The sequence below is a fragment of the Microbacterium sp. che218 genome, assembly GCF_040436305.1.
GTDB classification, from domain to species: Bacteria; Actinomycetota; Actinomycetes; order Actinomycetales; family Microbacteriaceae; genus Microbacterium; species Microbacterium algihabitans.
Genome location: NZ_AP031501.1, coordinates 447549 through 469437 on the forward strand (window position 1 = coordinate 447549; position 21889 = coordinate 469437).

Sequence of the window (21889 nt, forward strand, 5' to 3'; positions counted from 1 at the left end):
TCCCAGCCCGCCTCAGACGGTCGACTCCAGCCGCTGATCGAGCGCATCGAACAACCGGCGTCGCCACGGCAGCGACGACCACCCGTGGTCCGCCCCCTCGACCACGGTGAGCGAGCCCCCGGGCATGACCTCGGCGAAACGCCGACCGTACTCGAGGGGGACGACCTCGTCAGCCGATCCGTGCAGCACGTCGACCGGCCCTTGGTACGCCGCGGCCCGACCGTACACGTCGAGGCCGTCGCGCACGTCGTCGACGATCGCCGGCCCCACCGCCATCCCGGCAAGATCCACGAAGCCCCTCTCCCGCATCGCCGCCAGCGGCTCACCCATCACGCGGTCGCGAACGGTCATGTCGTCGACGATCACTCCGGCGGGCGACCAGAGCGTGACCGATGCGCCACGCTCGCCCTCCTGTGCCGCGGCAAGGGCCGACTCGACCGCTCCCAGGCTGTGGCCGACGATGTGCACCCGGCCGGCACCCGCCGTCTCGCGGATCATCGCGCGGACCTGCTCGATCTCGTCGCGAACCGTGATGTCGAAGAAGTCGCCATCGCTCACGCCCTGGCCCAGCCGGTCGTACGAATGGGCGACGACCCCGCGCGAGACGAGGTGTCGTGCCGCCTATACGAACAGCTGGCGCGAACCGGCCGAGGTACTGCTGAACCCGTGCACGAACAGCACCCGCGGAGCCTCGGGGGCATCGGTGCCGTCGTCCCACCGCCACCCGCGCAGCGTCCGCCCGCGGTGGTCGAGGGCGAGAGGCGTCACCCGCGGGTCGACGTCGACGTGGACGGCGGCGAGGTCGTCGGAGGAGCGATCGGCGGGGCGTGAAGAATCCGGCATCCGTCAATCCTCGTCCGTCCGTTGCCGCGCGCGCACGGGCGCAATACACGGGGGTGCTGCCTACGATGCGCTCATCCGCGGGTGAGGTGGCGCGCCAAGAAGGTCGCCGCCCTCAACGTGAGGCGGGGCTCCGCGTGCCGCAGGTCGCGGATCACGACGATCTCGTCGTGGTCGGGCGACGACACCGTGGCGGCCCAGCGGAGTGCCGGCGCCGGAGGCTGCCCGCCCTCGGGGAGATCCCCACCGAACAGGTCCACGAGGCGGCGACGGGGATCCTCCCGGTCGCCGAAGAACATGGCCGCTCGTTCGTTCTGCATGTCGCACCTCCGGGGACCCACGCTACGAGGGCTCGCCCGGGGTGCGCATCCGTCGAAGGGAGGAGATCGAGGTGCGCTCAGTCACCACCATCCCGGGAACGACGAAGCCCGCCCCGCGCAGTGCGGGACGGGCTGTCGAAGAAGAGCTGCTGCTCAGAGAGCGGCGACCTGCTTCGCGATGGCCGACTTGCGGTTCGCGGCCTGGTTCTGGTGGATGACACCCTTGCTCACGGCCTTGTCGAGCTTCTTGCCGGCGGTGACGAGCGCCTTCTCGGCGGCCGCCTTGTCTCCGGCCAGCACGGCCTCGCGGGTGCGACGCACGTGCGTGCGCAGCTCGCTCTTGACGGCCTTGTTGCGCTCGCGCGCCTTCTCGTTGGTCTTGTTGCGCTTGATCTGCGACTTGATATTCGCCACGTCGACGGTCTTTCGTTTGAGTGAGTGTTGGAAGTGCCGGGCGAGCGGTAGAGGGGCGCTGCACCGGCGATCGTGGAGGTCGGGAAAAACCCCACACGCAAGCCAAGAGGCGAGTCTAACAGGTCGAGGCTTCGACCGTCGTGAGCGCCACGTTCAGCACGGCGTTGAAGACGCGCGGCCGCATCGCCGTCACGAGGTGGGTCGTGCGCGGGACGACGATGAGCTCGGCATCCGGAGCGATCGTGGTGAACAGCTTCTCGTTCATGCGCAGCTGGTCCCACTGCCCGTTGACGAACCAGAGCGGCACGTCGATCCGGCGCAGCGCCGTCAGAAGGTCGAGCACCGACAGCGACGCGAGAGCAGTGTCCTGCGCGTCGAACGCGTAGCCGCCGGCCCCGAAATCCGGGCGCGTCTCGGCAGGGAGCGTGCGGTCGAGCACCCGATTGGTCAGGCCGAGGCCGCGGTCGGGCAGGCTGTCGAACCGTCGGGCGAGGAAGCGGTAGGCGGCGAGTCCGATCCCGCGGGGGAGAGAGGTGCAGGATGCCGCGACGAAGCCCGCGACCGGGGGAGCGTCCTCGCTCCCGGTGTAGGCGATCGACAGCAGACCGCCCATCGAATGCCCCACGAGCAGCACGGGGCCGCGGGCCGCGGCATCCCGAACCGCCCGATCGATCGTCGCGAACGCCTCGTCGAGCGTGAACTCCTCGCCGCGGCGGGTTCCGTGCCCCGGCAGGTCGACGGCGGTGACGGGGGTGCCGCGTTCTTCGAGGTACGCGACCTGCGCGCGCCACATGGTCGCCGACGTGCGGATGCCGTGCACGAGCACGACCTGGACCGTCATGGCATCCACTGTAAAAGGCTCCGGATGCCGAGAGCCTGAGCGCCCGCGGACGGCGATGTCGGCGCACCACCGTAGAATCGACGGAACATGTCACCGCGCGCCCTGAAGCCCCTCGAGCCGTCTGCCACTCCGCCGGAGCAGATCCGCAACTTCTGCATCATCGCTCACATCGACCACGGCAAGTCGACGTTGGCCGACCGCATGCTGCAGATCACCGGCGTCGTCAGCGACCGCGATATGCGCGCGCAGTACCTCGACCGCATGGACATCGAGCGCGAGCGCGGCATCACGATCAAGTCGCAGGCGGTGCGGATGCCGTGGGCCACGACCGACGGCACGTTCGCCCTGAACATGATCGACACGCCCGGTCACGTCGACTTCACCTACGAGGTCAGCCGCTCGCTCGCCGCGTGCGAGGGAGCGATCCTGCTCGTCGACGCCGCGCAGGGCATCGAGGCGCAGACGCTCGCCAACCTCTACCTCGCGCTCGAGAACGATCTGACGATCATCCCGGTGCTGAACAAGATCGACCTGCCCGCGGCCGACCCCGACAAATACGCCGCCGAGCTCGCCGGCCTCATCGGCGGCGACCCGGCCGACGTGCTGCGCGTCAGCGGCAAGACCGGCATGGGCGTCGAAGAACTGCTCGACCTCATCGTCGAGAAGATCCCCGCCCCGGTCGGCAAGGCCGACGCTCCGGCGCGCGCGATGATCTTCGACTCCGTCTACGACGCCTACCGCGGCGTCGTCACTTACGTCCGCATGATCGACGGGTCGTTGCAGCCGCGCGAGCGCCTGCAGATGATGTCGACGGGCGCGACGCACGAGGCGCTCGAGATCGGCGTCTCGAGCCCCGAGCCCGTCCCGACCCGCGGCCTGGGCGTGGGCGAGGTCGGCTACCTCATCACGGGCGTGAAGGACGTGCGCCAGTCGAAGGTCGGCGACACGATCACCACGCACCGCAAGCCCGCCACCGAGGCCTTGGCCGGGTACACCGACCCGAAGCCCATGGTCTTCTCGGGCGTCTACCCGATCGACGGCAGCGACTACGCCGAGCTGCGCGAAGCCCTCGACAAGCTCAAGCTCTCCGACGCCTCGCTGCAGTACGAGCCCGAGACCTCGGTCGCCCTGGGCTTCGGCTTCCGCTGCGGCTTCCTCGGTCTGCTCCACCTCGAGATCATCACCGAGCGCCTGTCGCGCGAGTTCGACCTCGATCTGATCACCACCGCTCCGTCGGTGACGTACGAGGTCACCACCGACACCGGCGAGATCATCTCGGTCACCAACCCCAGCGAGTATCCCGACGGGCGCGTCGCCTCGGTGTCGGAGCCGATCGTCAAGGTCGGCATCCTGCTGCCCAAGGACTACGTCGGCACGGTCATGGAGCTCTGCCAGACGCGTCGCGGCACCCTGCTCGGCATGGAGTACCTCAGCGAAGACCGCGTGGAGCTCCGCTACCACATGCCCCTCGGCGAGATCGTGTTCGACTTCTTCGACCACCTCAAGAGCCGCACGCAGGGCTACGCGAGCCTCGATTACGAACCCGCCGGCCAGCAGACCGCCGACCTGGTGAAAGTCGACATCCTGTTGCAGGGTGACAAGGTCGACGCGTTCAGCTCGATCGTGCACCGCGAGAAGGCCTACGCCTACGGCACGCTCATGGCCGAGCGTCTGCGCAAGCTCATCCCGCGCCAGCAGTTCGAAGTGCCTATCCAGGCCGCGATCGGCGCACGCATCATCGCGCGCGAGACGATCCGCGCGATCCGCAAGGACGTCCTCGCGAAGTGCTACGGCGGTGACATCACCCGAAAGCGCAAGCTCCTCGAAAAGCAGAAAGAGGGCAAGAAGCGCATGAAGATGGTGGGCCGTGTCGAGGTGCCGCAGGAGGCGTTCATCGCCGCCCTGTCGGGCGACGTCGAGACCAAGAAGTAACGCACCACACCGAGAGGGGTGAGCCATGCGCAGGCAGAGTTTCACCGATGACACGGTCGACTACGCAGCCGTCGGCGCCACCCAGGCGCACGACCTCATGCAGTACCCGCCCGAGCACTCCGTGCCGGCCGAAGACTCGTGGCGCATCGGCAGCGGCGAAGAGCGCTTCGCCGCGGCCGGCGAGCTGCTGCTGTCGTGGGCGCCGCTGCGCACCGGAGAACTGAGCATCACCGACGTGCGCCCCGCCGCCAACGCGGGGTACTCGGGCGTGGGCTTCGACGCCGACGGTGCCCCCGTGGCCCCCTCGAGCCTCGAGGCCGAGCAGCGCTTCGCCGCCGACGGCACGCCGTTCGTCAGCCCCGGCGCCGGAGTCCGTCTGCACGGCAAGGTCGACGGTCACCGCGCCGACGCCGAGCTGCGCGTGATCTCGGTCTTCGAGGAGCCCCGTCGCGTCGGCTTCATCCTCGGCACCGTCGGGCACTCGATCGTCAGCGGCGAGGAGCTGTTCGCGGTCGAGTGGCGCGACAACGACGAGGTGTGGTTCGTCGTGCGCGCCTTCGACCGACCCACGGCTCCGTCGTACCGGCTGTTCACGAGCCGCGTGCGCCGTCGGCGCAAGGCGCTGTTCGCTCGCTACCTGCGGGCGATCTCGCCGCTGTACTCGTCCTGATGGGCGGTCCGCTCCCGCTCGGAGACCCGGCCCCCGCCGACGGACGCCTGCCCGCCGACCTCGAGATCGACCCCGCCGCCGACTTCGGCGTCTACCTGCACGTGCCGTTCTGCCGCGTGCGGTGCGGGTACTGCGACTTCAACACCTACACCGCCAGCGAGCTGCGCGGCGCCCGGCAAGACGACTTCGCCGACACGCTGAACGCCGAGGTGCGTCTGGCGGGGGCAGTGATGGATGCCGCGGGCGGGCGCCGCTCGGCATCCACCGTCTTCTTCGGTGGAGGCACGCCCACCCTGCTGCCGCCGGGGGATCTGGCGCGCATGCTCGACGCGGTGCGCGGGGAGTTCGGCATCCGCGACGACGCCGAGGTCACGGTCGAGGCCAACCCCGACACGGTCGACGACGCCATGGCGCGCACCCTCGCCGACGCCGGCGTGAACCGCCTGTCGATCGGCATGCAGTCGGCCCGGCCGCACGTGCTCGCCGCCCTCGACCGCACGCACGATCCCGCCAACGTGGCGACGGCCGTCGCCGCGGCCCGACGCGCGGGTCTCGACGTCTCGCTCGACCTCATCTACGGCGCGCCGGGGGAGTCGCTCGACGACTGGCGCGCCTCTCTCGAGGCGGCCACGGCCCTCGAGCCCGACCACATCTCGGCCTACGCGCTGATCGTCGAAGACGGCACCAAGCTCGCGCGCCAGATTCGCTCCGGTGTGGTCGCCATGCCCGACGACGACCTGCAGGCCGACATGTACGAGCTCGCCGACGACCTGCTCGCCGCCGCCGGCTACGACTGGTACGAGGTGTCGAACTGGTCGCGCGGCGTCGAGCACCGCTCGCGTCACAACCTCGCGTACTGGCGGGGGACCGACTGGTGGGGCTTCGGGCCGGGCGCGCACAGCCACGTCGCGGGGCTGCGCTGGTGGAACGTCAAGCACCCCGCGGCCTACGCCCAGCGCCTCGCCGCCGTCGAGTCGCCCGCGGCTGCTCGCGAGCGCCCCGACGAGACCGCGCGTCGGCTGGAGTCGGTGCTGCTGCGCAGTCGCATCCGCGAGGGACTGGCCGTGTCGGAGATCCTCGGCGAGGGTCGCAAGAACGTCGCCGCGCTCATCGCCGATGGGTTGATCGAGGGGGCGGATGCCGTGCGCGGGCGCATCGTGCTGACCCGGCGCGGTCGGCTGCTCGCCGACGCCGTGGTGCGGGCGCTCACGGTCTGAGTGCCGCGCGGGCGTCACCCGCGGCGGCCTCCGCGAGCCGCCCGGCGCAGTGTCGGGGCTATCCCGTAGAATTGGCACTCAAGAGACGCGAGTGCCAGACGGGAGGAGCATCGCATGGTGTCGGAACGTGGCCTTCAGGTGCTCCGCGCGATCGTGCAGGACTACGTCGACACGCGTGAGCCGGTCGGCAGCAAGGCCATCGTCGAGCGCCACGCCTTCGGGGTGTCGGCCGCGACAATCCGCAACGACATGGCTCTGCTCGAAGACGAAGACCTCATCGTCGCCCCGCACACCTCGTCGGGGCGCGTGCCCACCGACAAGGGCTACCGCGTGTTCGTCGACCACCTCGCCGAGCTCCGTCCGCTCTCGGGCGCACAGCGCAGCGCCATCACGTCGTTCCTCGACGAGGCCGGCGACCTCGACGACCTCCTCGCCCGCACGGTGCGCGCACTCACCCAGCTGACCGGTCAGGTCGCCATTGTGCAGTACCCCTCGTTCGCGCGGGCGAACGTCTCGCACGTCGAGCTCGTCGCCCTCGGCGGACCCCGCGTGCTGGTGATCCTCGTGACCGACACCGGCCGGGTCTCGCAGCGCATCTCGTTCGTGCCGGTCGAGCCGAGCGAAGCCGACGTCACCCAGCTGCGGGCCCGCGTGAGCGGTCTGCTGGTCGGCCGCAGCGTCGCCGACAGCTCCCAGCGGGTGGCCGCGGCCCTGGCCGACGGCCCCCGCCCCGGGGTCGTCGTCGACGCACTCGCCGACGCCGTGCTGCGCGTGGTCGGCGAAGAACTCGAGGAGTTCCGGCAGGATCGCCTCGTCATGGCCGGTGCCGCGACGCTCGCCAAGCGCGAGCAGGACTTCCGCGGCAGCATCTACCCGCTGCTCGAGGCCATCGAAGAGCAGGTGACGCTGCTGCGCCTCATGAGCGAGATGGTCGCCGACGAGCAGGGCCTGTCGGCCAGCATCGGGCGGGAGAACGAGCCGTTCGGCCTCGTCGAGGCCTCGGTGCTCGCCAGCCGCTACGACGGCTCCTCCGGCGGAGCGCGCGTCGGACTCCTGGGTCCCATGCGCATGGACTACTCCTCGAACCTCGCGGCGGTCCGTGCCGTCGCGCACTATCTGACCCGGGTGCTCGAAGACGACGACACCTCTCGTTGACTTTCGAGAGATCGAGCACCCCAAAGAGAACGACCCCGCGCGAGCGGGCAGGAAGGCGATTGTGGCTGACCACTACGAGGTCCTGGGTGTCGAACGCGACGCCAGCCCCGAAGACATCAAGAAGGCGTACCGCCGTCTGGCGCGCCAGTTGCACCCCGACGTCAACCCGGGAGAAGACGCCTCCGAGCGCTTCAAGCTCGTCACGCACGCTTACGACGTGCTGAGCGACCCCGAGCAGCGCCGCCGCTACGACATGGGCGGCGACCAGAGCCCGTTCGGTGGCGGGGGAGCGGCCGGCTTCGGCGGCTTCAGCGACATCTTCGAGACGTTCTTCGGCGGCGCGCAAGCGGGCGGCGGTGGTCGCGGTCCGCGTCCGCGCTCGCGCCGCGAGCGCGGGCAGGACGCCCTCGTGCGCGTCACGCTGCAGCTCGGCGACGTCGTCTTCGGCGCCCACCGCGACCTCGAGGTCGACACGGCGGTGCTGTGCGAGACCTGCAAGGGCGCGTGCACGCAGCCCGGCACGAGCGAGGTCACCTGCGACATCTGCCACGGCTCGGGTCACGTGCAGCGCACCGTGCGCAGCTTGCTCGGCAACGTCGTCACCAGCGCCCCCTGCACCGTGTGCCAGGGCCACGGCACGACGATCCCGTACCCCTGCGGAACGTGCCAGGGCCAGGGCCGCGTGCGCGCGCGCCGCACGGTCTCCGTCGACATCCCCGCCGGCGTCGAGTCGGGCCTGCGTTTGCAGCTGCCCGGTTCGGGTGAGGTCGGCCCCGCGGGCGGACCCAACGGCGACCTGTACCTCGAGATCACCGTCGAGGCTCACGAGGCGTTCAGCCGCGAGGGCGACGACCTCGTCGCAACCCTCGAGGTGTCGATGCCGGATGCCATCCTCGGAGCCAACGCGACGATCGAGTCCCTCGACGGAAGCGTCGACCTCGAAGTGCGCCCCGGCGTGCAGTCGGGCGACGTGCTGACCATCAAGGGCCGCGGAATCACCCCGCTGCGCGGCACCCAGCGCGGCGACCTCAAGGTCGGCGTGCACGTGGTGACGCCCACGCGCCTCGACAACCGCGATCGCGCCCTCATCGAGGAGTTCGCCAAGCGCACCAAGGCTCCCAAGCCGCGCCTGGCCGAGCACCAGCAGGGCATGTTCAGCAAGTTCCGCGACCGCTTCCGGCACTGACCGTGGCGCTGCACTTCGTCACCGACGAGGCGGGTGGCGCCCAGCCCGGCGACACCGTCGAGCTCACCGGATCCGAGGCGCACCACGCCGCCGCCGTGCGTCGCGTGCGCGTCGACGAGGCGGTGACGCTCGGCGACGGCCGCGGAGCCTGGCTGTCGGGCGTCGTCACCGCGGCGTCGCCGAAGCAGGTCGAGGTGCGGGTGACCGGCCGCGAGGTCGTGCCCGCACCCTCGCCGCGCTTCGTTCTCGTGCAGGCGCTGGCCAAGGGCGACCGCGACGAGCTCGCCGTGCAGGCGGCGACCGAGCTCGGCGTCGACGCGATCGTGCCGTGGCAGGCGTCGCGCAGCGTCTCGCGGTGGGACGCGAAAGCCGACAAGGGCCTCGCGCGCTGGCGCACGATCGTCCGCGAGGCGGCCAAGCAGGCGCACCGGGCGTGGATCCCCGAGGTCGAGACGGTGGCCCGCACGGCCGATCTCGTGCGTCTCGCCGAGACCTCGCTCGTGCTGGTGCTGGAGCCCTCGGCATCCGACCGTCTCACGTCCGTCGCGGCCGAAGCCTCCGACGGGCGGGACGTCGTGCTCGTGGTCGGCCCCGAGGGAGGCATCGCACCGGAGGAGCTCTCGGCGCTGGCCGATGCCGGCGCCCGGCTCGTGCGCCTGGGCGACACCGTGCTGCGCACCTCGACCGCCGGTGCCGCGGCGATCTCGGTATTGTCGGCCGCCCACGGGCGCTGGTGACCCTCCACCCGTGATCCCCGCGGTGCGCGCCGATCTCTCCGGTTCGGGGCGGATTTCGCATGTCGGGGCGTGAATTCTCCGCCCCGAACGACGGATTCCGCCCCGAACCCCGAGAGAGTGCCGCACGCCATGCGTCGGCGCAACGGCCGAGCCCCGGTGTCGGAGGCCCTCACTAGACTGGATGCCATGAGCGAACCGTCGATCTTCACGCGCATCCTGCAGGGCGAGATCCCCGCCGAGATCGTCGCCGAGACCGAGAACGCCTTCGCGATCCGCGACATCGCGCCGCAGGCGCCGGTGCACCTGCTGGTGATCCCCAAGACGCAGCAGTACCGCAACGTCGTCGAACTCGCCGCGGGCGACCCCGACCTGCTCACCGAGGTCATCGGCCTCGCGAACTCCGTCGCCGCGGAGCACTCCGACGGCGACTTCCGTCTGATCTTCAACACCGGCGAGGGTGCCGGTCAGACCGTCTTCCATGTGCACGCCCACGTCCTCGCGGGTGGCCTGAACGAAAAGAGCCTGGGTGGCTGATTCCCCCGAAGAAACCGTCTCCGACCGCATCGAGGTCGACGGCGTGGCCATGGTGCAACTGCTCGGCCCGCAGGACCGCCTGCTGCGCGTGGTCGAGAAGGAGCACCCCGACGTCGACGTGCACGTGCGCGGCAACGAGATCACGCTCTCGGGCACGCCCGACGCGGTGCGCGCCGCCCGCGGACTCGTCGACGAGCTGCTCAGCATGACCCGCTCGGGTCACGGCCTCGACCCGGCCGACGTGACCAGCTCGAACCGCATGCTGCGCTCCGACGGCGGCCCCCGTCCGTCCGAGGTCATGGGCGAGGCGATCCTGTCGTCGCGCGGAAAGACCATCCGGCCCAAGACCGCGGGCCAGAAGGAGTACGTCGACGCGATCGACGAGAACACGATCGTGTTCGGCATCGGCCCCGCCGGTACCGGCAAGACCTACCTCGCGATGGCCAAGGCCGTGCAGGCGCTGCAGCGCAAAGAGGTCACGCGCATCATCCTCACGCGTCCCGCCGTCGAGGCGGGGGAGCGGCTCGGGTTCCTCCCCGGCACGCTCACCGACAAGATCGACCCCTACCTGCGGCCGCTCTACGACGCGCTGAACGAGATGATGGACCCCGAGATCGTCCCCAAGCTCATGGCGACGGGCACGATCGAGGTCGCACCGCTGGCGTACATGCGCGGGCGCACGCTGAACGACTCGTTCGTCGTGCTCGACGAGGCGCAGAACACCACGCCCGAGCAGATGAAGATGTTCCTCACGCGCCTCGGCTTCGGCACCCGCATGGTCGTCACCGGCGACATCACCCAGGTCGACCTGCCGCAGGGCGCCTCGGGTCTGCGCCTGGTGACGCGCGTGCTCGACGACATCGACGACATCCACTTCTCGCGCCTCACCAGCGACGACGTCGTGCGCCACAACCTCGTCGGGCGCATCGTCGACGCCTACAGCGAGTACGACGAGAAGCGCCTGGCCGCCCGACGCGAGCGCGACGAGGCCTCCGAATTCGCCACCCGTGCGGAGCGACGCGGCCCCGGTGCCGCCGGTCCCCGCGATCACCTCCCGAGACGAAACCGCTCATGACGATCGAGATCAACAACGAATCCGACCACGAGGTCGACGAACAGGTGCTGCTGCGCCTCATGGAGTACAACCTCCAGGAGCTGCACGTCAGCCCCGACGCCGACGTGGCCATCGTGCTCGTCGACGAGGGCGCCATGGAATCCCTCCACGTGCAGTGGATGGACGAGCCCGGCCCCACCGACGTGCTGAGCTTCCCGATGGACGAGCTGCGTCCGGGATCCGAGGACGCCCCGACCCCCGCGGGTCTGCTCGGCGACATCGTGCTGTGCCCGGCGGTGGCCGAGACGCAGGCCGTCGCCGCCAAGCACTCCACGCTCGACGAGCTGATCCTGCTCACCACCCACGGGCTGCTCCACCTGCTCGGATTCGACCACGCCGAGCCCGACGAAGAACGCGAGATGTTCGGCCTGCAGCGCGAGCTGATCACCGGCTTCCAGGCCGTCGAGCGCCAGCGCCGCGCATGACCGAAGCACTGCTGCTCGTCGCGGCACTGCTGCTGGTGGCCTTCGGCGGCCTCATGGCGGCCTCCGAGGCGGCGCTGGGCGTGACCTCGCGCACCGACCTGCTCGAGCTCGGCGCTGCGGGGCGCAACGCGCGCTCGCTGCGCCGCATCGCCGACGACCCCAGCGCGCACGTGACGGCGGTGGTCTTCATCCGCGTGCTCGCCGAGACGACGGCCGCGGTGCTCGTCACCGCCGCCTTCATGCTCATCTTCGACAACATCTGGCTCGCGGTGATCACTGCGGCCGTGCTCATGACGGGCATGTCGTTCGTCGCGGTCGGCGCGAGCCCGCGGTCGGTGGGTCGTCAGCACGCGCGCGGTCTGCTGCGCGGGGTGTCTCCGGTGATCCGCGGCATGCGCATCCTGCTCGGCCCCCTCGCCCACGGCCTCGTGGCGGTGGGCAACCGGGTGACGCCGGGCGTTCCGCACTCGACCTCGTTCGCGTCGGAGGAGCAGCTGCTCAGCATCATCGACGAGGCCACCGAGAACGAGCTCATCGAAGAAGACGATCGCGAGCTCATCCACTCGGTGTTCGACTTCACCGACACCTACGTGCGCGAGGTGATGGTGCCGCGCATCGACATGGTGAGCGTGGATGCCGCGGCCTCGTCCCGCGAGGCGCTCGCGCTGTTCCTCGAGAAGGGCGTGTCGCGCGTGCCCCTCACCGACGACGACGCCGACGACGTCGTGGGCGTGCTGTACCTGAAAGACCTGGTGCAGTTCGGTTTCCGCGACGAGGCGGGGTGGCGAGACGCGCCGATCCGCCGCATCGCACGTCCCGCCGTGTTCGTGCCCGAGTCGATGAAGGCCGAGACGCTGCTGCAGCAGATGAAGAAAGACGCGGTGCACGTGTGCCTCGTCGTCGACGAGTACGGCGGCGTCGCGGGGCTCGTGACCCTCGAGGACCTCATCGAAGAGCTCGTGGGCGAGATCGCCGACGAGTACGACGCCCCCTCGACCGAGGTCGTCGAGCTGCCCGACGGCCGCTATCGCGTCAACGCGCGTCTGGGCCTCGACGAGGTCGGCGACCTCTTCGGCCTCGAGCTCGACGACGAGGAGGTCGACTCGATCGGCGGTCTGCTGGGCAAGGCCCTGGGCCGCATCCCGCAGCCCGGAGCCACCGCCGAGCACGACGGACTCGTGATGACCGGCGGCGCGTCGCGCGGCCGCAACCGCGGAATCGCGACGGTGATCGTGGAGCGGGCCGAGACGATGGACGATGAAGACGCCGAGGCCGACGCCTCGTCGCGTGAGAGGAACGACAGATGACCGACACCCGATCCGGTTTCGTGACCTTCGTGGGCCGGCCGAACGTCGGCAAGTCCACGCTGACCAACGCCCTCGTGGGCGAGAAGGTCGCCATCACGAGCGAGAAGCCGCAGACCACCCGCCGCGCCATCCGCGGCATCGTGAACCGCCCGGGCGGCCAGCTCGTGGTGGTCGACACCCCCGGCATCCACCGCCCCCGCACCCTTCTGGGGCAGCGACTGAACGACCTCGTCGAGCAGGTGCTCGGCGACGTCGACGTGATCGCGTTCTGCGCCCCGGCAACCGAGAAGGTCGGCCCCGGCGATCGCCGCATCGCCGAGTCGCTCTCGGGCTACCCGCGCGCCAAGAAGGTCGCCCTGGTGACGAAGACCGACGCAGCGACCCGCGATCAGATCACCGAGCGCCTCGTCGAGGTCGACGCGCTGCGCGAGGACTGGGCGGCGGTCATCCCGCTCTCGGCCGTCACGAACGATCAGCTCGACGTGTTGAGCGACGAGCTGCTCGCGCTCATGCCCGTGGGTCCCGCCCTCTACGCCGACGACGTCACGACCGACGAGACGCTCGAAGACCGCATCGCCGAGATGATCCGCGAGGCCGCCCTGCACGGCGTCCGCGACGAACTGCCGCACTCGATCGCGGTGACCGTCGACGACGTGGCCAAGCGTGAAGACAGCGACCTCACCGACGTGTGGGCCAACATCGTCGTCGAGCGCGACAGCCAGAAGGCGATCATCATCGGTAAGAAGGGCTCGCGCCTCGCCGATGTCGGAGCCCGCGCCCGCGCCGGCATCGAACCGCTTGTCGGCGGCCGCGTCTACCTCTCGCTCCACGTCCGCGTGGCCAAGGAGTGGCAGCGCGACCCGAAGCAGCTGGGCCGCCTCGGCTTCTGACCGCTTCCCAGAACATCTGACGCCGGGGGCTACGCTCAGCGGCGACGACCCGAAACGAAAGGCGTGACCATGGCGAAGAGGTGGACGGCTCCGGCTCCCGGGCCCATCGATCAGTGGAGCTTCGACGAGGTCGAGGTCGCGGCCCCCGGCTCGGGCGAGGTCACGATCCGCGTGCATGCGGCGGGCGTCAACCCGGCCGACGCGAAGCACGTCGCCTCGGCGCGTCCCGGCGCCGAGTTCCCCGTGCCGATCGGCTACGAGCTCTCGGGCGAGGTCACCGCCGTCGGCCCCGATGCCCTCGGCGGCTCGGGTGAGCTGACGGTCGGCGATGAGGTCGTCGCCTTCCGCGTGCAGGGCGCCTACGCGACCGACATCACGGTTCCGGCCCGCGACGTCTTCGCCAAGCCCTCGCCCCTCTCTCACCCCGAGGCGGCGAACCTGCTGCTCGCGGGCACCACCGCGGCCGAGATGATCCAGGTCACCCGGGTGACCGAGGGCGAGACGGTGCTGTTGCACGCGGCCTCCGGCGCGGTGGGCGTGAGCCTTCTTCAGCAGGCGCGCGAGCTCGGCGTCCGCGTGATCGGCACGGTGGGTCCGGATGCCGAGGACTCGGCCGAACGCGTCCGTCGCTACGGCGGCATCCCGGTGGCCTACGGCGACGGCCTGCGCGAGCGCGTCGAAGAGGCGGCCGAGGGCGCCCCGATCGCCGCCGCGTGGGATGCCGTGGGCACCGACGAGGCCATCGACGTCTCGCTCGCCCTCGTGGCGGAGCGCGACCGCATCGTGACGATCGTCGATCCCGAGCGCGCGAAGGCCGACGGGTTCCTCTGGATCGCCGGCGCACGGCCCGAGAGCGCCCGTTTCCGCGACATCGCGCGTGCGCGCGTGCTCGAGCTCGCGGCATCCGGAGCCCTCGAGGTACCCGTCGCGCGCACCTACCCGCTCGCCGAGGCCATCGAGGCCGTGCGATTCGTGATGGACGGTCACCCGGGCGGCAAGGTCGCCCTACTGCCGTGAGCGCGTCGCCGTTCGTCCTCCCGCCGGCGCCCGACACCCTCGAGGTGACCCGCGAGCGGGTGCGCCTGCGCCCGTTCGAAGAGCGCGACCTCGACGCCATGGCCGCGTACCGCGGGGACGCCGAGGTGTGCCGCTACCTCCCGTTCCAGCCGCAGACCCCCGACGACATCCGGCACCGCAACGGCCATCTGATGGGCGGGACGAGTATCGAGGGCGAGCGGGGCGGCGTGATGCTCGTGATCGAGCGTGTCGACGACGGCGCGGTGATCGGCGACCTCGTGCTCTTCCACCTCGACGCCGAGGCCGGGTCGGCCGAGGTGGGCTGGGTCGTGAGCCCCGCGGCATCCGGTCGGGGCCTGGCGACCGAAGCGGTGCGCGCACTCATCGACACGGCCTTCGAGGTGTACGGCCTGCGCCGGCTCGTCGCGCAGATCGACGCCGACAACCTCCGCTCGGCGGCCCTCGCCGAGCGCCTCGGCATGCGACGCGAAGCGCATTTCGTCGAGAACGAGTGGTTCAAGGGCCGCTGGAGCGACCTGCTCGTGTACGCCGTGCTCGACCACGAGTGGGCGGCCGCCCGACGGAGCGCCTCGTGAGGGACTGCTACGATCGCTGCATGCGCTTCGGTGGCCAGCTTCTTCTTAGCCGCCGCGACGAGTCCTCGATCTAAGGGCCTTCCTCGTCGCGGAGATCGTCGTCGGCCCCACCGAACGAATCTAAAGAAGCGACACATCATGAAGAACACCCAGAAGCCCACCTCCGCTCCGGTGCACAAGTACCGTCCCTTCCACGAGCAGATCCGGGTCGACCTGCCCGATCGCACGTGGCCGTCCAAGCGCATCGAGGTCGCACCCCGCTGGTGCGCCGTCGACCTGCGCGACGGCAACCAGGCGCTGATCGACCCGATGAGCCCCGAGCGCAAGCGGGTCATGTTCGACCTGCTGGTGAAGATGGGCTACAAGGAGATCGAGGTCGGGTTTCCGAGCGCGAGCCAGACCGACTTCGACTTCGTCCGTCAGCTCATCGACGAGAACCTGATCCCCGACGACGTCACCATCCAGGTGCTGACCCAGGCGCGCGAGCACCTGATCGCCCGTACCTACGAGGCGATCGCCGGCGCCAAGCAGGCCATCGTGCACCTGTACAACTCCACGAGCGTGCTGCAGCGCAAGGTCGTGTTCCGCACCGACGAGCAGGGCATCGTCGACATCGCTCTCGAGGGCGCGCGCCTGTGCAAGAAGTACGAGGCGACGGTTCCCCAGACCGAGGTCTACTACGAGTACTCGCCCGAGAGCTACACGGGCACCGAGCTCGAGTTCGCCCTGCGCATCTGCAACGAGGTGCTCGAGGTCTTCGAGCCGACCCCCGAGCGCAAGGTCATCCTGAACCTGCCCGCCACGGTCGAGATGGCCACGCCCAACGTCTACGCCGACTCGATCGAGTGGATGTCGCGTCACCTCAATCACCGCGAGAACGTCATCCTGTCGCTGCACCCGCACAACGACCGCGGCACCGCCGTGGCCGCCGCGGAGCTGGGCTACATGGCCGGCGCCGACCGCATCGAGGGCTGCCTGTTCGGCAACGGTGAGCGCACCGGCAACGTCGACCTGGTCGCGCTGGGCGTCAACCTGCTGACGCAGGGCATCGACCCGCAGATCGACTTCAGCGACATCGATCAGGTCAAGCGCACCGTCGAGTACTGCAACCAGCTGCCGGTTCCCGAGCGCAGCCCCTGGGCCGGCGACCTCGTCTTCACCGCGTTCAGCGGGTCGCACCAGGACGCCATCAAGAAGGGCTTCGAGGCGATGGAGGCCCGTGCGGCCGCCGATGGCAAGACCGTCGACGAGATCGAGTGGGCCGTTCCGTACCTGCCGATCGACCCGAAAGACCTCGGCCGGTCGTACGAGGCCGTCATCCGCGTCAACTCGCAGTCGGGCAAGGGCGGCGTCGCCTACCTGCTGAAGGCCGACCACGCGATCGACCTGCCCCGAAAGCTCCAGATCGAGTTCTCGGGCGTGGTGCAGGCCCGCACCGACGCCGAGGGCGGCGAGGTCTCGAGCGCGCAGATCTGGGACATCTTCAACGACGAGTACCTGCCGTCGACGGTCGACGACCAGCGCTGGGGCCGCTTCGAGCTGCTGTCGACGCGCTCGTCGAGCGACATGTCGGGCGACGTGCACCTCGACGTCTCACTGCGCGACGGCAACACCACGCACCCGGCCTCGGCCGTGGGCAATGGACCCGTCGCCGCGTTCCTCGAGATCGTTCGCGCGCAGGGGTTCGACGTGACGCTGTACGACTACGTCGAGCACGCTCTCAGCTCGGGCGGCGACGCGCAGGCCGCGGCCTACGTCGAGCTGCAGGTCGACGACCAACGCCTGTGGGGCGTCGGCATCGACGGCGACATCTCGACCGCGTCGCTCAAGGCGATCGTGTCGGGCGTGAACCGCGCGATCCGCACCCGACAGGACTCGGGCGCCCTGGCCGGCGTCTGACCCGCGCAGAAGAGAAGACGACCGTGGCCTACGCCCACGGACACCACGAGAGCGTGCTGCGTTCCCACGCGGTACGAACCGTCGCCGACTCGGCGGCCTACCTGGTGTCTTCGCTGTCCGCCGGCACCCGCATCCTCGATGTGGGTGCCGGCCCCGGCTCCATCACCGTCGACCTCGCCGATCGGGTCTTCCCCGGAGAGGTCGTCGGGGTGGATGCCGCGTCCGACGTCGTCGAGGTGGCCCGTGCCGCCGCGGGGGAGCGCACGAACGTGACCTTCCGCACCGGCGACGCCTACGCCCTCGACGTGCCCGACGCCTCGTTCGACGTCGTGCACGCCCACCAGGTGCTACAGCACCTCGAGCGTCCGGTCGACGCGCTGCGGGAGTTCCGCCGCGTCGCCGGGCCCGACGGCCTCGTCGCGGTGCGCGACGTCGACTACGGCGGGGTGATCTGGCATCCGCTCATCCCCGCCCTCGACGACTGGCTCGAGATCTATCACGGCGTGCACCGCGGATCGTCGGGCGAGCCCGATGCGGGTCGGCGCCTCAAGGCGTGGGCGCGCGAGGCGGGGTTCACCCGCATCGAGGCGAGCGCGAGCGTCTGGGTGTTCGACACGCCCGACAAACGCGCGTGGTGGGGCGGCATGTGGGCCGACCGCGTGCTCGCCTCGGCGTTCGCCGGGCACGCGAAGCGGCTCGGTCACGCCGACGACGCGCAGCTGCAGCGCATTTCGGATGCGTGGCGCGAGTGGGCCGCGCACCCCGACGGGTGGATCCTGCTGCCGCACGGCGAGGTTCTCGCCCGCTGGTGATCGCGCAAGGGGGCGTCGATGCGAGGATGAAACCGTGATCCGAGTCGACGCCCTCTACCGCTATCCCGTGAAGGGCTTCACGCCCGAGAAGCGCGACAGCCTCGTCATCCAGGACGACGGCCGCGTGCAGGGCGATCGCTCGCTCGTCTTCCGCTTCGCCGATGCCCTCGAGCCGGCGGATGCCACATTCCCCAAGAGCCGCGGACTCGCGCTCATGACCTTCCCGACGTTGGCGCGCGTCGACCTCACCCTCGACGACGAGGCGCTGACGCTGCGGCTGCAGGTCGACGACATCGACGTCACCGCCGATCTCAGCGACGAAGGTCGTGCTCTACTCAGCGAGGCGATCACCGCCTACCTGCGGACGACGAGCGATGCGAAGCTGCTCGAGGCCGACGGCATCCTGCCCCTGGGTCTACTCGGCGACGGCCGCACCGCACGCTTCCAGGACCGCCCGCGCGGATTCATCTCTCTGCACGGCGCCGCCTCGGTCGAGGAGGTGGATGCCGCGGTGCCGGCGCCCGTCGACGATCGCCGCTTCCGCTCGAACATCGTGGTGAGCGGTACCGCGCCGTGGGCCGAGCTCGAGTGGCAGGGTCGCGTGCGGATCGACGAGGTGGAGTTCGAGGTGCAGAAGCCGATCGAGCGCTGCGCCGCGATCACCGCGAACCCCGACACGGGCGTGCGCGACGCCCGGCTGCTGCGGGTGCTGACGACGGAGTTCGGTCAGTCCGAGCCGACGCTGGGGATCCTGCTGCTGCCGGTCGCCGACGGGGGCACGATTCGGGTCGGCGACGAGGTCACGCCGCTCGGCTGATCGTCCCTCTTGTGAGGGTCGAGAACTGTCGCCTCCGCGCGCCCGAGGCGACACGAAGTGACCCCTCACGCGCCCCGAGACCCGCTCACTCCGGGTCGTCCATGCGGATGATCGGGATGCCGGTGGTCTCGACCGCGACCTTGCGGCGGTAGAGCTTGCGCTGCTCGGGCAGCGACAGATCGAACAGCACGGCGAGCACGCGGATGACCGTCGTGACCGCCACGCCGATCACCGCGGCGACCGGCAGCGGCACGCCGAACGCCGCGACGGTCGCCAGCACCGCGCATCCGCCGCCGGCGGCCACGGCGTACAGCGATCCGACGTGCATGATGGCGACGGGCAGGCCCATCAGCACGTCGCGCAGCACGCTGCCCCCGGCCGCGGCGAGGACGCCCACGAAGATCGCGGGCACGGCCGGCATGCCGAGGGCGAGCGCCTTCGAGGTGCCGAACGCCCCGAACAGCCCGATCACCACCGCGTCGAGCATGACGATCGCACGGTTCAGACGCTGGAAGATCCCCGACAGCAGCATGCCGACGATCGAGGCGAGGGTCGCGGTGATGAGGTACCAGTTGCTCTGGAGGGTCGCGGGGGTGAGCCCGAGCAGCAGGTCGCGGATGAGACCGCCGCCCATGCCGAGCAGGATGCCGATGATTGCCACGCCGAGCAGGTCGAGGCGCCGCTGGCCCTGGAAGCCGGAGGCGAACAGCGCACCCTGCACGCCGCCCAGGGCGACGGCGGTGAGATCCGCCCACAGCGGGATGACGAAGACGGACTCGTTCACGTCATCCATTCTCCCGCCCCGACGGCGTTCGCCCAGGCGCGCCGCGCAGGCCGCTCACGGGTGGGCGGGCCGATAATGGACTGTGCCCACCTACCGCGACGAGGTCGTGGTCCTGCGTACCCACAAGCTCGGGGAGGCGGACCGCATCCTCACCCTGCTCAGCCGCCGCAACGGCAAGATCCGTGCGGTCGCCAAGGGCGTGCGCCGCACCTCGTCGAAGTTCGGATCCCGTCTCGAGCCGTTCATGGTCGCCGACGTGCAGCTGTTCAAGGGGCGCAACCTCGACATCGTGCAGCAGGCCGAGTCTCTTGGCTCGTACGGAGCCGAGATCGTGGCCGACTACGACGTGTACACGACCGCCAGCGCCATGGTCGAGACCGCCGATCGCCTGAACGAGGCCGAGGCGACGCCCCAGCAGTACCTGCTGCTGGTCGGCGGGCTGCGCTCCCTCGCCCGCGGTGAGCACTCCGAGCGCAGCGTGCTCGACTCGTACCTGTTGCGGGCCATGGCCCTGTCGGGTTGGGCGCCCGGTCTCACCGAGTGCGCGCGCTGCGGCACCGTCGGCGACCACGACTACTTCCTCCCGCAGCTCGGAGGCGTCATCTGCTCCACCTGTGCCCCGGCGGGCTCGCCGCGCGTCGCGCGCGACACGGTCGACATGCTCCGCGCCCTCATGGCGGGGGAGTGGGAGACGATCGACGCCGCCCCCGGACGCACCACCGCGGCGGCCTCGGGCCTCGTGGCCGCGTACGCGCAGTTCCACCTGGAGCGCGGCATCCGCTCCCTCTCGCACCTGGAGTCGCATCGATGACACCCAAGCCGTTCACGCACCGCGACGCCGTGCCCTACCGCCCCCTCGACTGGACCGGCGAGTACCCGCCGGCCTTCCCGAAGGGTGCGGTCCCCGAGCACGTCGCGATCGTGATGGACGGCAACGGCCGCTGGGCCAACCGCCAGGGGCTCACCCGCGTCGAGGGCCACCGCGCGGGTGAGGCGGCTCTGCTCGACGTCGTCGCAGGAGCCATCCAGGCCGGCGTGAAGCACCTGTCGGTCTACGCCTTCTCCACCGAGAACTGGTCGCGCTCACCCGACGAGGTGCGCTTTCTCATGGGGTTCAACCGCGAGGTGCTGCACCGCCGCCGCGACCAGCTCAACGAGTGGGGTGTGCGCATCCGCTGGTCGGGCCGCAAGCCGCGCCTGTGGGGCTCGGTCATCAAGGAGCTGCAGCACGCCGAGCGCCTCACCGAGGGCAACTCGACGCTCACGCTGACGATGTGCGTCAACTACGGCGGCCGGGTCGAGATCGTGGATGCCGTGCGCCGTATCGGCGACGACATCGCCTCGGGCAAGCTCAAGCCGTCGGCCGTGACCGAGAAGCTCATCCGCAAGAACCTGTACCAGCCCGACATGCCCGACGTCGACCTGTTCGTGCGCTCGAGCGGCGAGCAGCGCACCTCGAACTTCCTGCTGTGGGAGTCGGCGTACGCCGAGATGGTGTTCCTCGACACCCTCTGGCCCGACTTCCGCCGCACGCACCTGTGGGACGCCATCGGGCACTACCAGTCGCGCGACCGCCGCTTCGGCGGGGCGGTCGACAAGCCGACGGCGTGACGGATGCCGTTGACGGAATAGATCCACGATTCGAGAGGTTGCACGCGATATGACGGATGCCATCAAGATCGACGTGTGGAGTGACATCGCCTGCCCCTGGTGCTACATCGGCAAGCGGAATCTCGAGAACGGCCTGGCCGCCACGGCCGCCGACGACGACGCTCCGGTCGTCGAGATCGAGTACCACTCGTACGAGCTCTCGCCTGACACCCCTGAGGACTTCGACGGCGGAGAGGTCGACTACCTCTCGCAGCACAAGGGCATCTCGCCCGAGTCCGCGCGCGAGATGCTCGACCGCGTCACCGGCGTCGCCGCCGATGCCGGGCTCGCGTACCGCTTCGACATCCTCAAGCACACCAACACCGTGAAGGCGCACGAACTGCTGCACTTCGCGAAGGAGAACGGCAAGCAGCTCGAACTCGCCGAGGTGCTCATGTCGGCGTACTTCCTCGAGGGCAAGCACGTGGGTCGCGACGACGACCTCATCGCCCTCGCCGTCGAGGTCGGTCTCGACGAGGCGGAGGCCCGCGAGGCCCTCTCGTCGCAGCGCTTCCGCGCCGCCGTGCGCGCCGACCAGGAGCAGGCCCGCCAGTTCGGCATCACCGGCGTGCCCTTCTTCGTCATCGACGGCAAGTACGGCGTGAGCGGCGCGCAGCCGGTCGAGGCCTTCAGCCAGATCGCCCGCCAGGTGTGGGGCGAGCGTCGCGAGGTCGCCGAGACCGCCGACGCGTGACCCCTTCTGCACAACCGGTGCCCGTTCCCGATCCGTTC

Annotated in this window: 24 protein-coding genes and 1 pseudogene; 19 read left to right on the plus strand and 6 right to left on the minus strand. The window is 70.2% G+C overall.

Translation table 11 applies throughout. From position 1 onward, the window contains the following. Window positions 1-12: 12 nt before the first annotated feature. The 5 genes and pseudogenes from ABXS86_RS02120 to ABXS86_RS02140 all read right to left on the minus strand — a co-directional run. A pseudogene (locus tag ABXS86_RS02120) lies at window positions 13-606 on the minus strand (alpha/beta fold hydrolase); the annotation flags it as partial. 15 nt (window positions 607-621) lie between these two features. Next, a complete protein-coding gene (locus tag ABXS86_RS02125) occupies window positions 622-843 on the minus strand; it encodes a hypothetical protein (protein ID WP_353665468.1) in 222 nt (73 codons plus the stop codon). Window positions 844-914: 71 nt separating this feature from the next. Continuing rightward, window positions 915-1160: a hypothetical protein gene (locus ABXS86_RS02130; RefSeq protein ID WP_353665469.1), complete on the minus strand. Its 246-nt coding sequence runs from the start codon at window positions 1158-1160 to the stop codon at window positions 915-917. Between the two features lie 153 nt (window positions 1161-1313). Continuing rightward, a complete protein-coding gene (rpsT, locus tag ABXS86_RS02135) occupies window positions 1314-1574 on the minus strand; it encodes a 30S ribosomal protein S20 (RefSeq protein ID WP_144833715.1) in 261 nt (86 codons plus the stop codon). A 115-nt stretch (window positions 1575-1689) separates the two neighbouring features. Then, window positions 1690-2415, minus strand: coding sequence for an alpha/beta fold hydrolase (locus ABXS86_RS02140; RefSeq protein WP_353665470.1), 726 nt, complete (start codon window positions 2413-2415; stop codon window positions 1690-1692). Window positions 2416-2502: 87 nt separating this feature from the next. On the opposite strand from ABXS86_RS02140, the gene lepA reads away from it, so the two are divergent. The 16 genes from lepA to ABXS86_RS02220 all read left to right on the plus strand — a co-directional run bounded on the left by lepA (window position 2503) and on the right by ABXS86_RS02220 (window position 18723). Continuing rightward, window positions 2503-4347: a translation elongation factor 4 gene (gene lepA / locus ABXS86_RS02145; RefSeq protein WP_353665471.1), complete on the plus strand. Its 1845-nt coding sequence runs from the start codon at window positions 2503-2505 to the stop codon at window positions 4345-4347. 25 nt (window positions 4348-4372) lie between these two features. Further along, complete coding sequence (locus tag ABXS86_RS02150) at window positions 4373-5017, plus strand: DUF1990 family protein (RefSeq protein ID WP_144833709.1); 645 nt, start codon at window positions 4373-4375, stop codon at window positions 5015-5017. Then, window positions 5017-6234 carry a radical SAM family heme chaperone HemW gene (hemW, locus tag ABXS86_RS02155; RefSeq protein WP_307211271.1) on the plus strand — a complete coding sequence of 406 codons (1218 nt, stop codon included), beginning with the start codon at window positions 5017-5019 and terminating at the stop codon, window positions 6232-6234. The genes ABXS86_RS02150 and hemW overlap by 1 nt, the downstream gene beginning before the upstream one ends. Before the next feature lie 114 nt (window positions 6235-6348). Next, on the plus strand, window positions 6349-7389 hold the full coding sequence (gene hrcA, locus ABXS86_RS02160; RefSeq protein WP_353665472.1) for a heat-inducible transcriptional repressor HrcA: 1041 nt from the start codon (window positions 6349-6351) through the stop codon (window positions 7387-7389). 61 nt (window positions 7390-7450) lie between these two features. Beyond that, on the plus strand, window positions 7451-8575 hold the full coding sequence (dnaJ, locus tag ABXS86_RS02165) for a molecular chaperone DnaJ (RefSeq protein ID WP_144833702.1): 1125 nt from the start codon (window positions 7451-7453) through the stop codon (window positions 8573-8575). Window positions 8576-8577: 2 nt separating this feature from the next. Further along, window positions 8578-9312 carry a 16S rRNA (uracil(1498)-N(3))-methyltransferase gene (locus ABXS86_RS02170; RefSeq protein ID WP_144833700.1) on the plus strand — a complete coding sequence of 245 codons (735 nt, stop codon included), beginning with the start codon at window positions 8578-8580 and terminating at the stop codon, window positions 9310-9312. 186 nt (window positions 9313-9498) lie between these two features. Further along, a complete protein-coding gene (locus ABXS86_RS02175) occupies window positions 9499-9846 on the plus strand; it encodes an HIT domain-containing protein (protein WP_056232343.1) in 348 nt (115 codons plus the stop codon). A 49-nt stretch (window positions 9847-9895) separates the two neighbouring features. Beyond that, window positions 9896-10921, plus strand: a complete 1026-nt coding sequence (locus ABXS86_RS02180) for a PhoH family protein (protein ID WP_230704932.1) — start codon at window positions 9896-9898, stop codon at window positions 10919-10921. Then, window positions 10918-11385 carry an rRNA maturation RNase YbeY gene (gene ybeY / locus ABXS86_RS02185; protein ID WP_353665473.1) on the plus strand — a complete coding sequence of 156 codons (468 nt, stop codon included), beginning with the start codon at window positions 10918-10920 and terminating at the stop codon, window positions 11383-11385. The genes ABXS86_RS02180 and ybeY overlap by 4 nt, the downstream gene beginning before the upstream one ends. Next, window positions 11382-12692, plus strand: a complete 1311-nt coding sequence (locus ABXS86_RS02190; protein WP_353665474.1) for a hemolysin family protein — start codon at window positions 11382-11384, stop codon at window positions 12690-12692. Before ybeY ends, ABXS86_RS02190 begins: the two co-directional genes overlap by 4 nt. Beyond that, window positions 12689-13582, plus strand: coding sequence for a GTPase Era (era, locus tag ABXS86_RS02195; protein ID WP_144833692.1), 894 nt, complete (start codon window positions 12689-12691; stop codon window positions 13580-13582). Before ABXS86_RS02190 ends, era begins: the two co-directional genes overlap by 4 nt. A 69-nt stretch (window positions 13583-13651) precedes the next feature. Continuing rightward, window positions 13652-14599, plus strand: a complete 948-nt coding sequence (locus tag ABXS86_RS02200; RefSeq protein ID WP_353665475.1) for a zinc-binding alcohol dehydrogenase family protein — start codon at window positions 13652-13654, stop codon at window positions 14597-14599. Continuing rightward, the gene (locus ABXS86_RS02205; RefSeq protein ID WP_353665476.1) at window positions 14596-15195 is read left to right on the plus strand and encodes a GNAT family N-acetyltransferase; all 600 of its coding nucleotides are present in this window, start codon (window positions 14596-14598) and stop codon (window positions 15193-15195) included. The genes ABXS86_RS02200 and ABXS86_RS02205 overlap by 4 nt, the downstream gene beginning before the upstream one ends. Window positions 15196-15333: 138 nt before the next feature. Then, window positions 15334-17094 (plus strand): 2-isopropylmalate synthase, encoded by a 1761-nt coding sequence (leuA, locus tag ABXS86_RS02210; RefSeq protein ID WP_353665477.1) that lies wholly within the window; start codon window positions 15334-15336, stop codon window positions 17092-17094. 23 nt (window positions 17095-17117) lie between these two features. Further along, a complete protein-coding gene (locus tag ABXS86_RS02215) occupies window positions 17118-17906 on the plus strand; it encodes a methyltransferase domain-containing protein (protein ID WP_353665478.1) in 789 nt (262 codons plus the stop codon). 34 nt (window positions 17907-17940) lie between these two features. Continuing rightward, the gene (locus tag ABXS86_RS02220; protein WP_353665479.1) at window positions 17941-18723 is read left to right on the plus strand and encodes an MOSC domain-containing protein; all 783 of its coding nucleotides are present in this window, start codon (window positions 17941-17943) and stop codon (window positions 18721-18723) included. Window positions 18724-18808: 85 nt separating this feature from the next. On the opposite strand, the gene ABXS86_RS02225 is transcribed toward ABXS86_RS02220, so the two are convergent. Next, window positions 18809-19516: a trimeric intracellular cation channel family protein gene (locus tag ABXS86_RS02225; protein ID WP_409988231.1), complete on the minus strand. Its 708-nt coding sequence runs from the start codon at window positions 19514-19516 to the stop codon at window positions 18809-18811. Between the two features lie 73 nt (window positions 19517-19589). On the opposite strand from ABXS86_RS02225, the gene recO reads away from it, so the two are divergent. From recO to ABXS86_RS02240, 3 genes are read left to right on the plus strand one after another with little or no spacing between them, the layout of a single operon-like run. Continuing rightward, window positions 19590-20318: a DNA repair protein RecO gene (recO, locus tag ABXS86_RS02230; protein WP_251507034.1), complete on the plus strand. Its 729-nt coding sequence runs from the start codon at window positions 19590-19592 to the stop codon at window positions 20316-20318. After that, on the plus strand, window positions 20315-21118 hold the full coding sequence (locus ABXS86_RS02235; RefSeq protein WP_307211247.1) for an isoprenyl transferase: 804 nt from the start codon (window positions 20315-20317) through the stop codon (window positions 21116-21118). Before recO ends, ABXS86_RS02235 begins: the two co-directional genes overlap by 4 nt. A 49-nt stretch (window positions 21119-21167) precedes the next feature. Beyond that, window positions 21168-21851: a DsbA family protein gene (locus ABXS86_RS02240; protein WP_353665480.1), complete on the plus strand. Its 684-nt coding sequence runs from the start codon at window positions 21168-21170 to the stop codon at window positions 21849-21851. Window positions 21852-21889 lie beyond the last annotated feature (38 nt).

Excerpts from the sequence above, each read along its gene's own strand:
- ABXS86_RS02125 (WP_353665468.1), bottom strand. The coding sequence starts at position 843 with ATGCCGGATTCTTCACGCCCCGCCGATCGCTCCTCCGACGACCTCGCC.
- ABXS86_RS02130 (WP_353665469.1), bottom strand. The coding sequence starts at position 1,160 with ATGCAGAACGAACGAGCGGCCATGTTCTTCGGCGACCGGGAGGATCCC.
- ABXS86_RS02140 (WP_353665470.1), bottom strand. The coding sequence starts at position 2,415 with ATGACGGTCCAGGTCGTGCTCGTGCACGGCATCCGCACGTCGGCGACC.
- lepA (WP_353665471.1), top strand. The coding sequence starts at position 2,503 with ATGTCACCGCGCGCCCTGAAGCCCCTCGAGCCGTCTGCCACTCCGCCG.
- ABXS86_RS02150 (WP_144833709.1), top strand. The coding sequence starts at position 4,373 with ATGCGCAGGCAGAGTTTCACCGATGACACGGTCGACTACGCAGCCGTC.
- hemW (WP_307211271.1), top strand. The coding sequence starts at position 5,017 with ATGGGCGGTCCGCTCCCGCTCGGAGACCCGGCCCCCGCCGACGGACGC.
- hrcA (WP_353665472.1), top strand. The coding sequence starts at position 6,349 with ATGGTGTCGGAACGTGGCCTTCAGGTGCTCCGCGCGATCGTGCAGGAC.
- ABXS86_RS02175 (WP_056232343.1), top strand. The coding sequence starts at position 9,499 with ATGAGCGAACCGTCGATCTTCACGCGCATCCTGCAGGGCGAGATCCCC.
- ABXS86_RS02180 (WP_230704932.1), top strand. The coding sequence starts at position 9,896 with ATGGTGCAACTGCTCGGCCCGCAGGACCGCCTGCTGCGCGTGGTCGAG.
- ybeY (WP_353665473.1), top strand. The coding sequence starts at position 10,918 with ATGACGATCGAGATCAACAACGAATCCGACCACGAGGTCGACGAACAG.
- ABXS86_RS02190 (WP_353665474.1), top strand. The coding sequence starts at position 11,382 with ATGACCGAAGCACTGCTGCTCGTCGCGGCACTGCTGCTGGTGGCCTTC.
- era (WP_144833692.1), top strand. The coding sequence starts at position 12,689 with ATGACCGACACCCGATCCGGTTTCGTGACCTTCGTGGGCCGGCCGAAC.
- ABXS86_RS02200 (WP_353665475.1), top strand. The coding sequence starts at position 13,652 with ATGGCGAAGAGGTGGACGGCTCCGGCTCCCGGGCCCATCGATCAGTGG.
- leuA (WP_353665477.1), top strand. The coding sequence starts at position 15,334 with ATGAAGAACACCCAGAAGCCCACCTCCGCTCCGGTGCACAAGTACCGT.
- ABXS86_RS02225 (WP_409988231.1), bottom strand. The coding sequence starts at position 19,516 with ATGGATGACGTGAACGAGTCCGTCTTCGTCATCCCGCTGTGGGCGGAT.
- ABXS86_RS02235 (WP_307211247.1), top strand. The coding sequence starts at position 20,315 with ATGACACCCAAGCCGTTCACGCACCGCGACGCCGTGCCCTACCGCCCC.
- ABXS86_RS02240 (WP_353665480.1), top strand. The coding sequence starts at position 21,168 with ATGACGGATGCCATCAAGATCGACGTGTGGAGTGACATCGCCTGCCCC.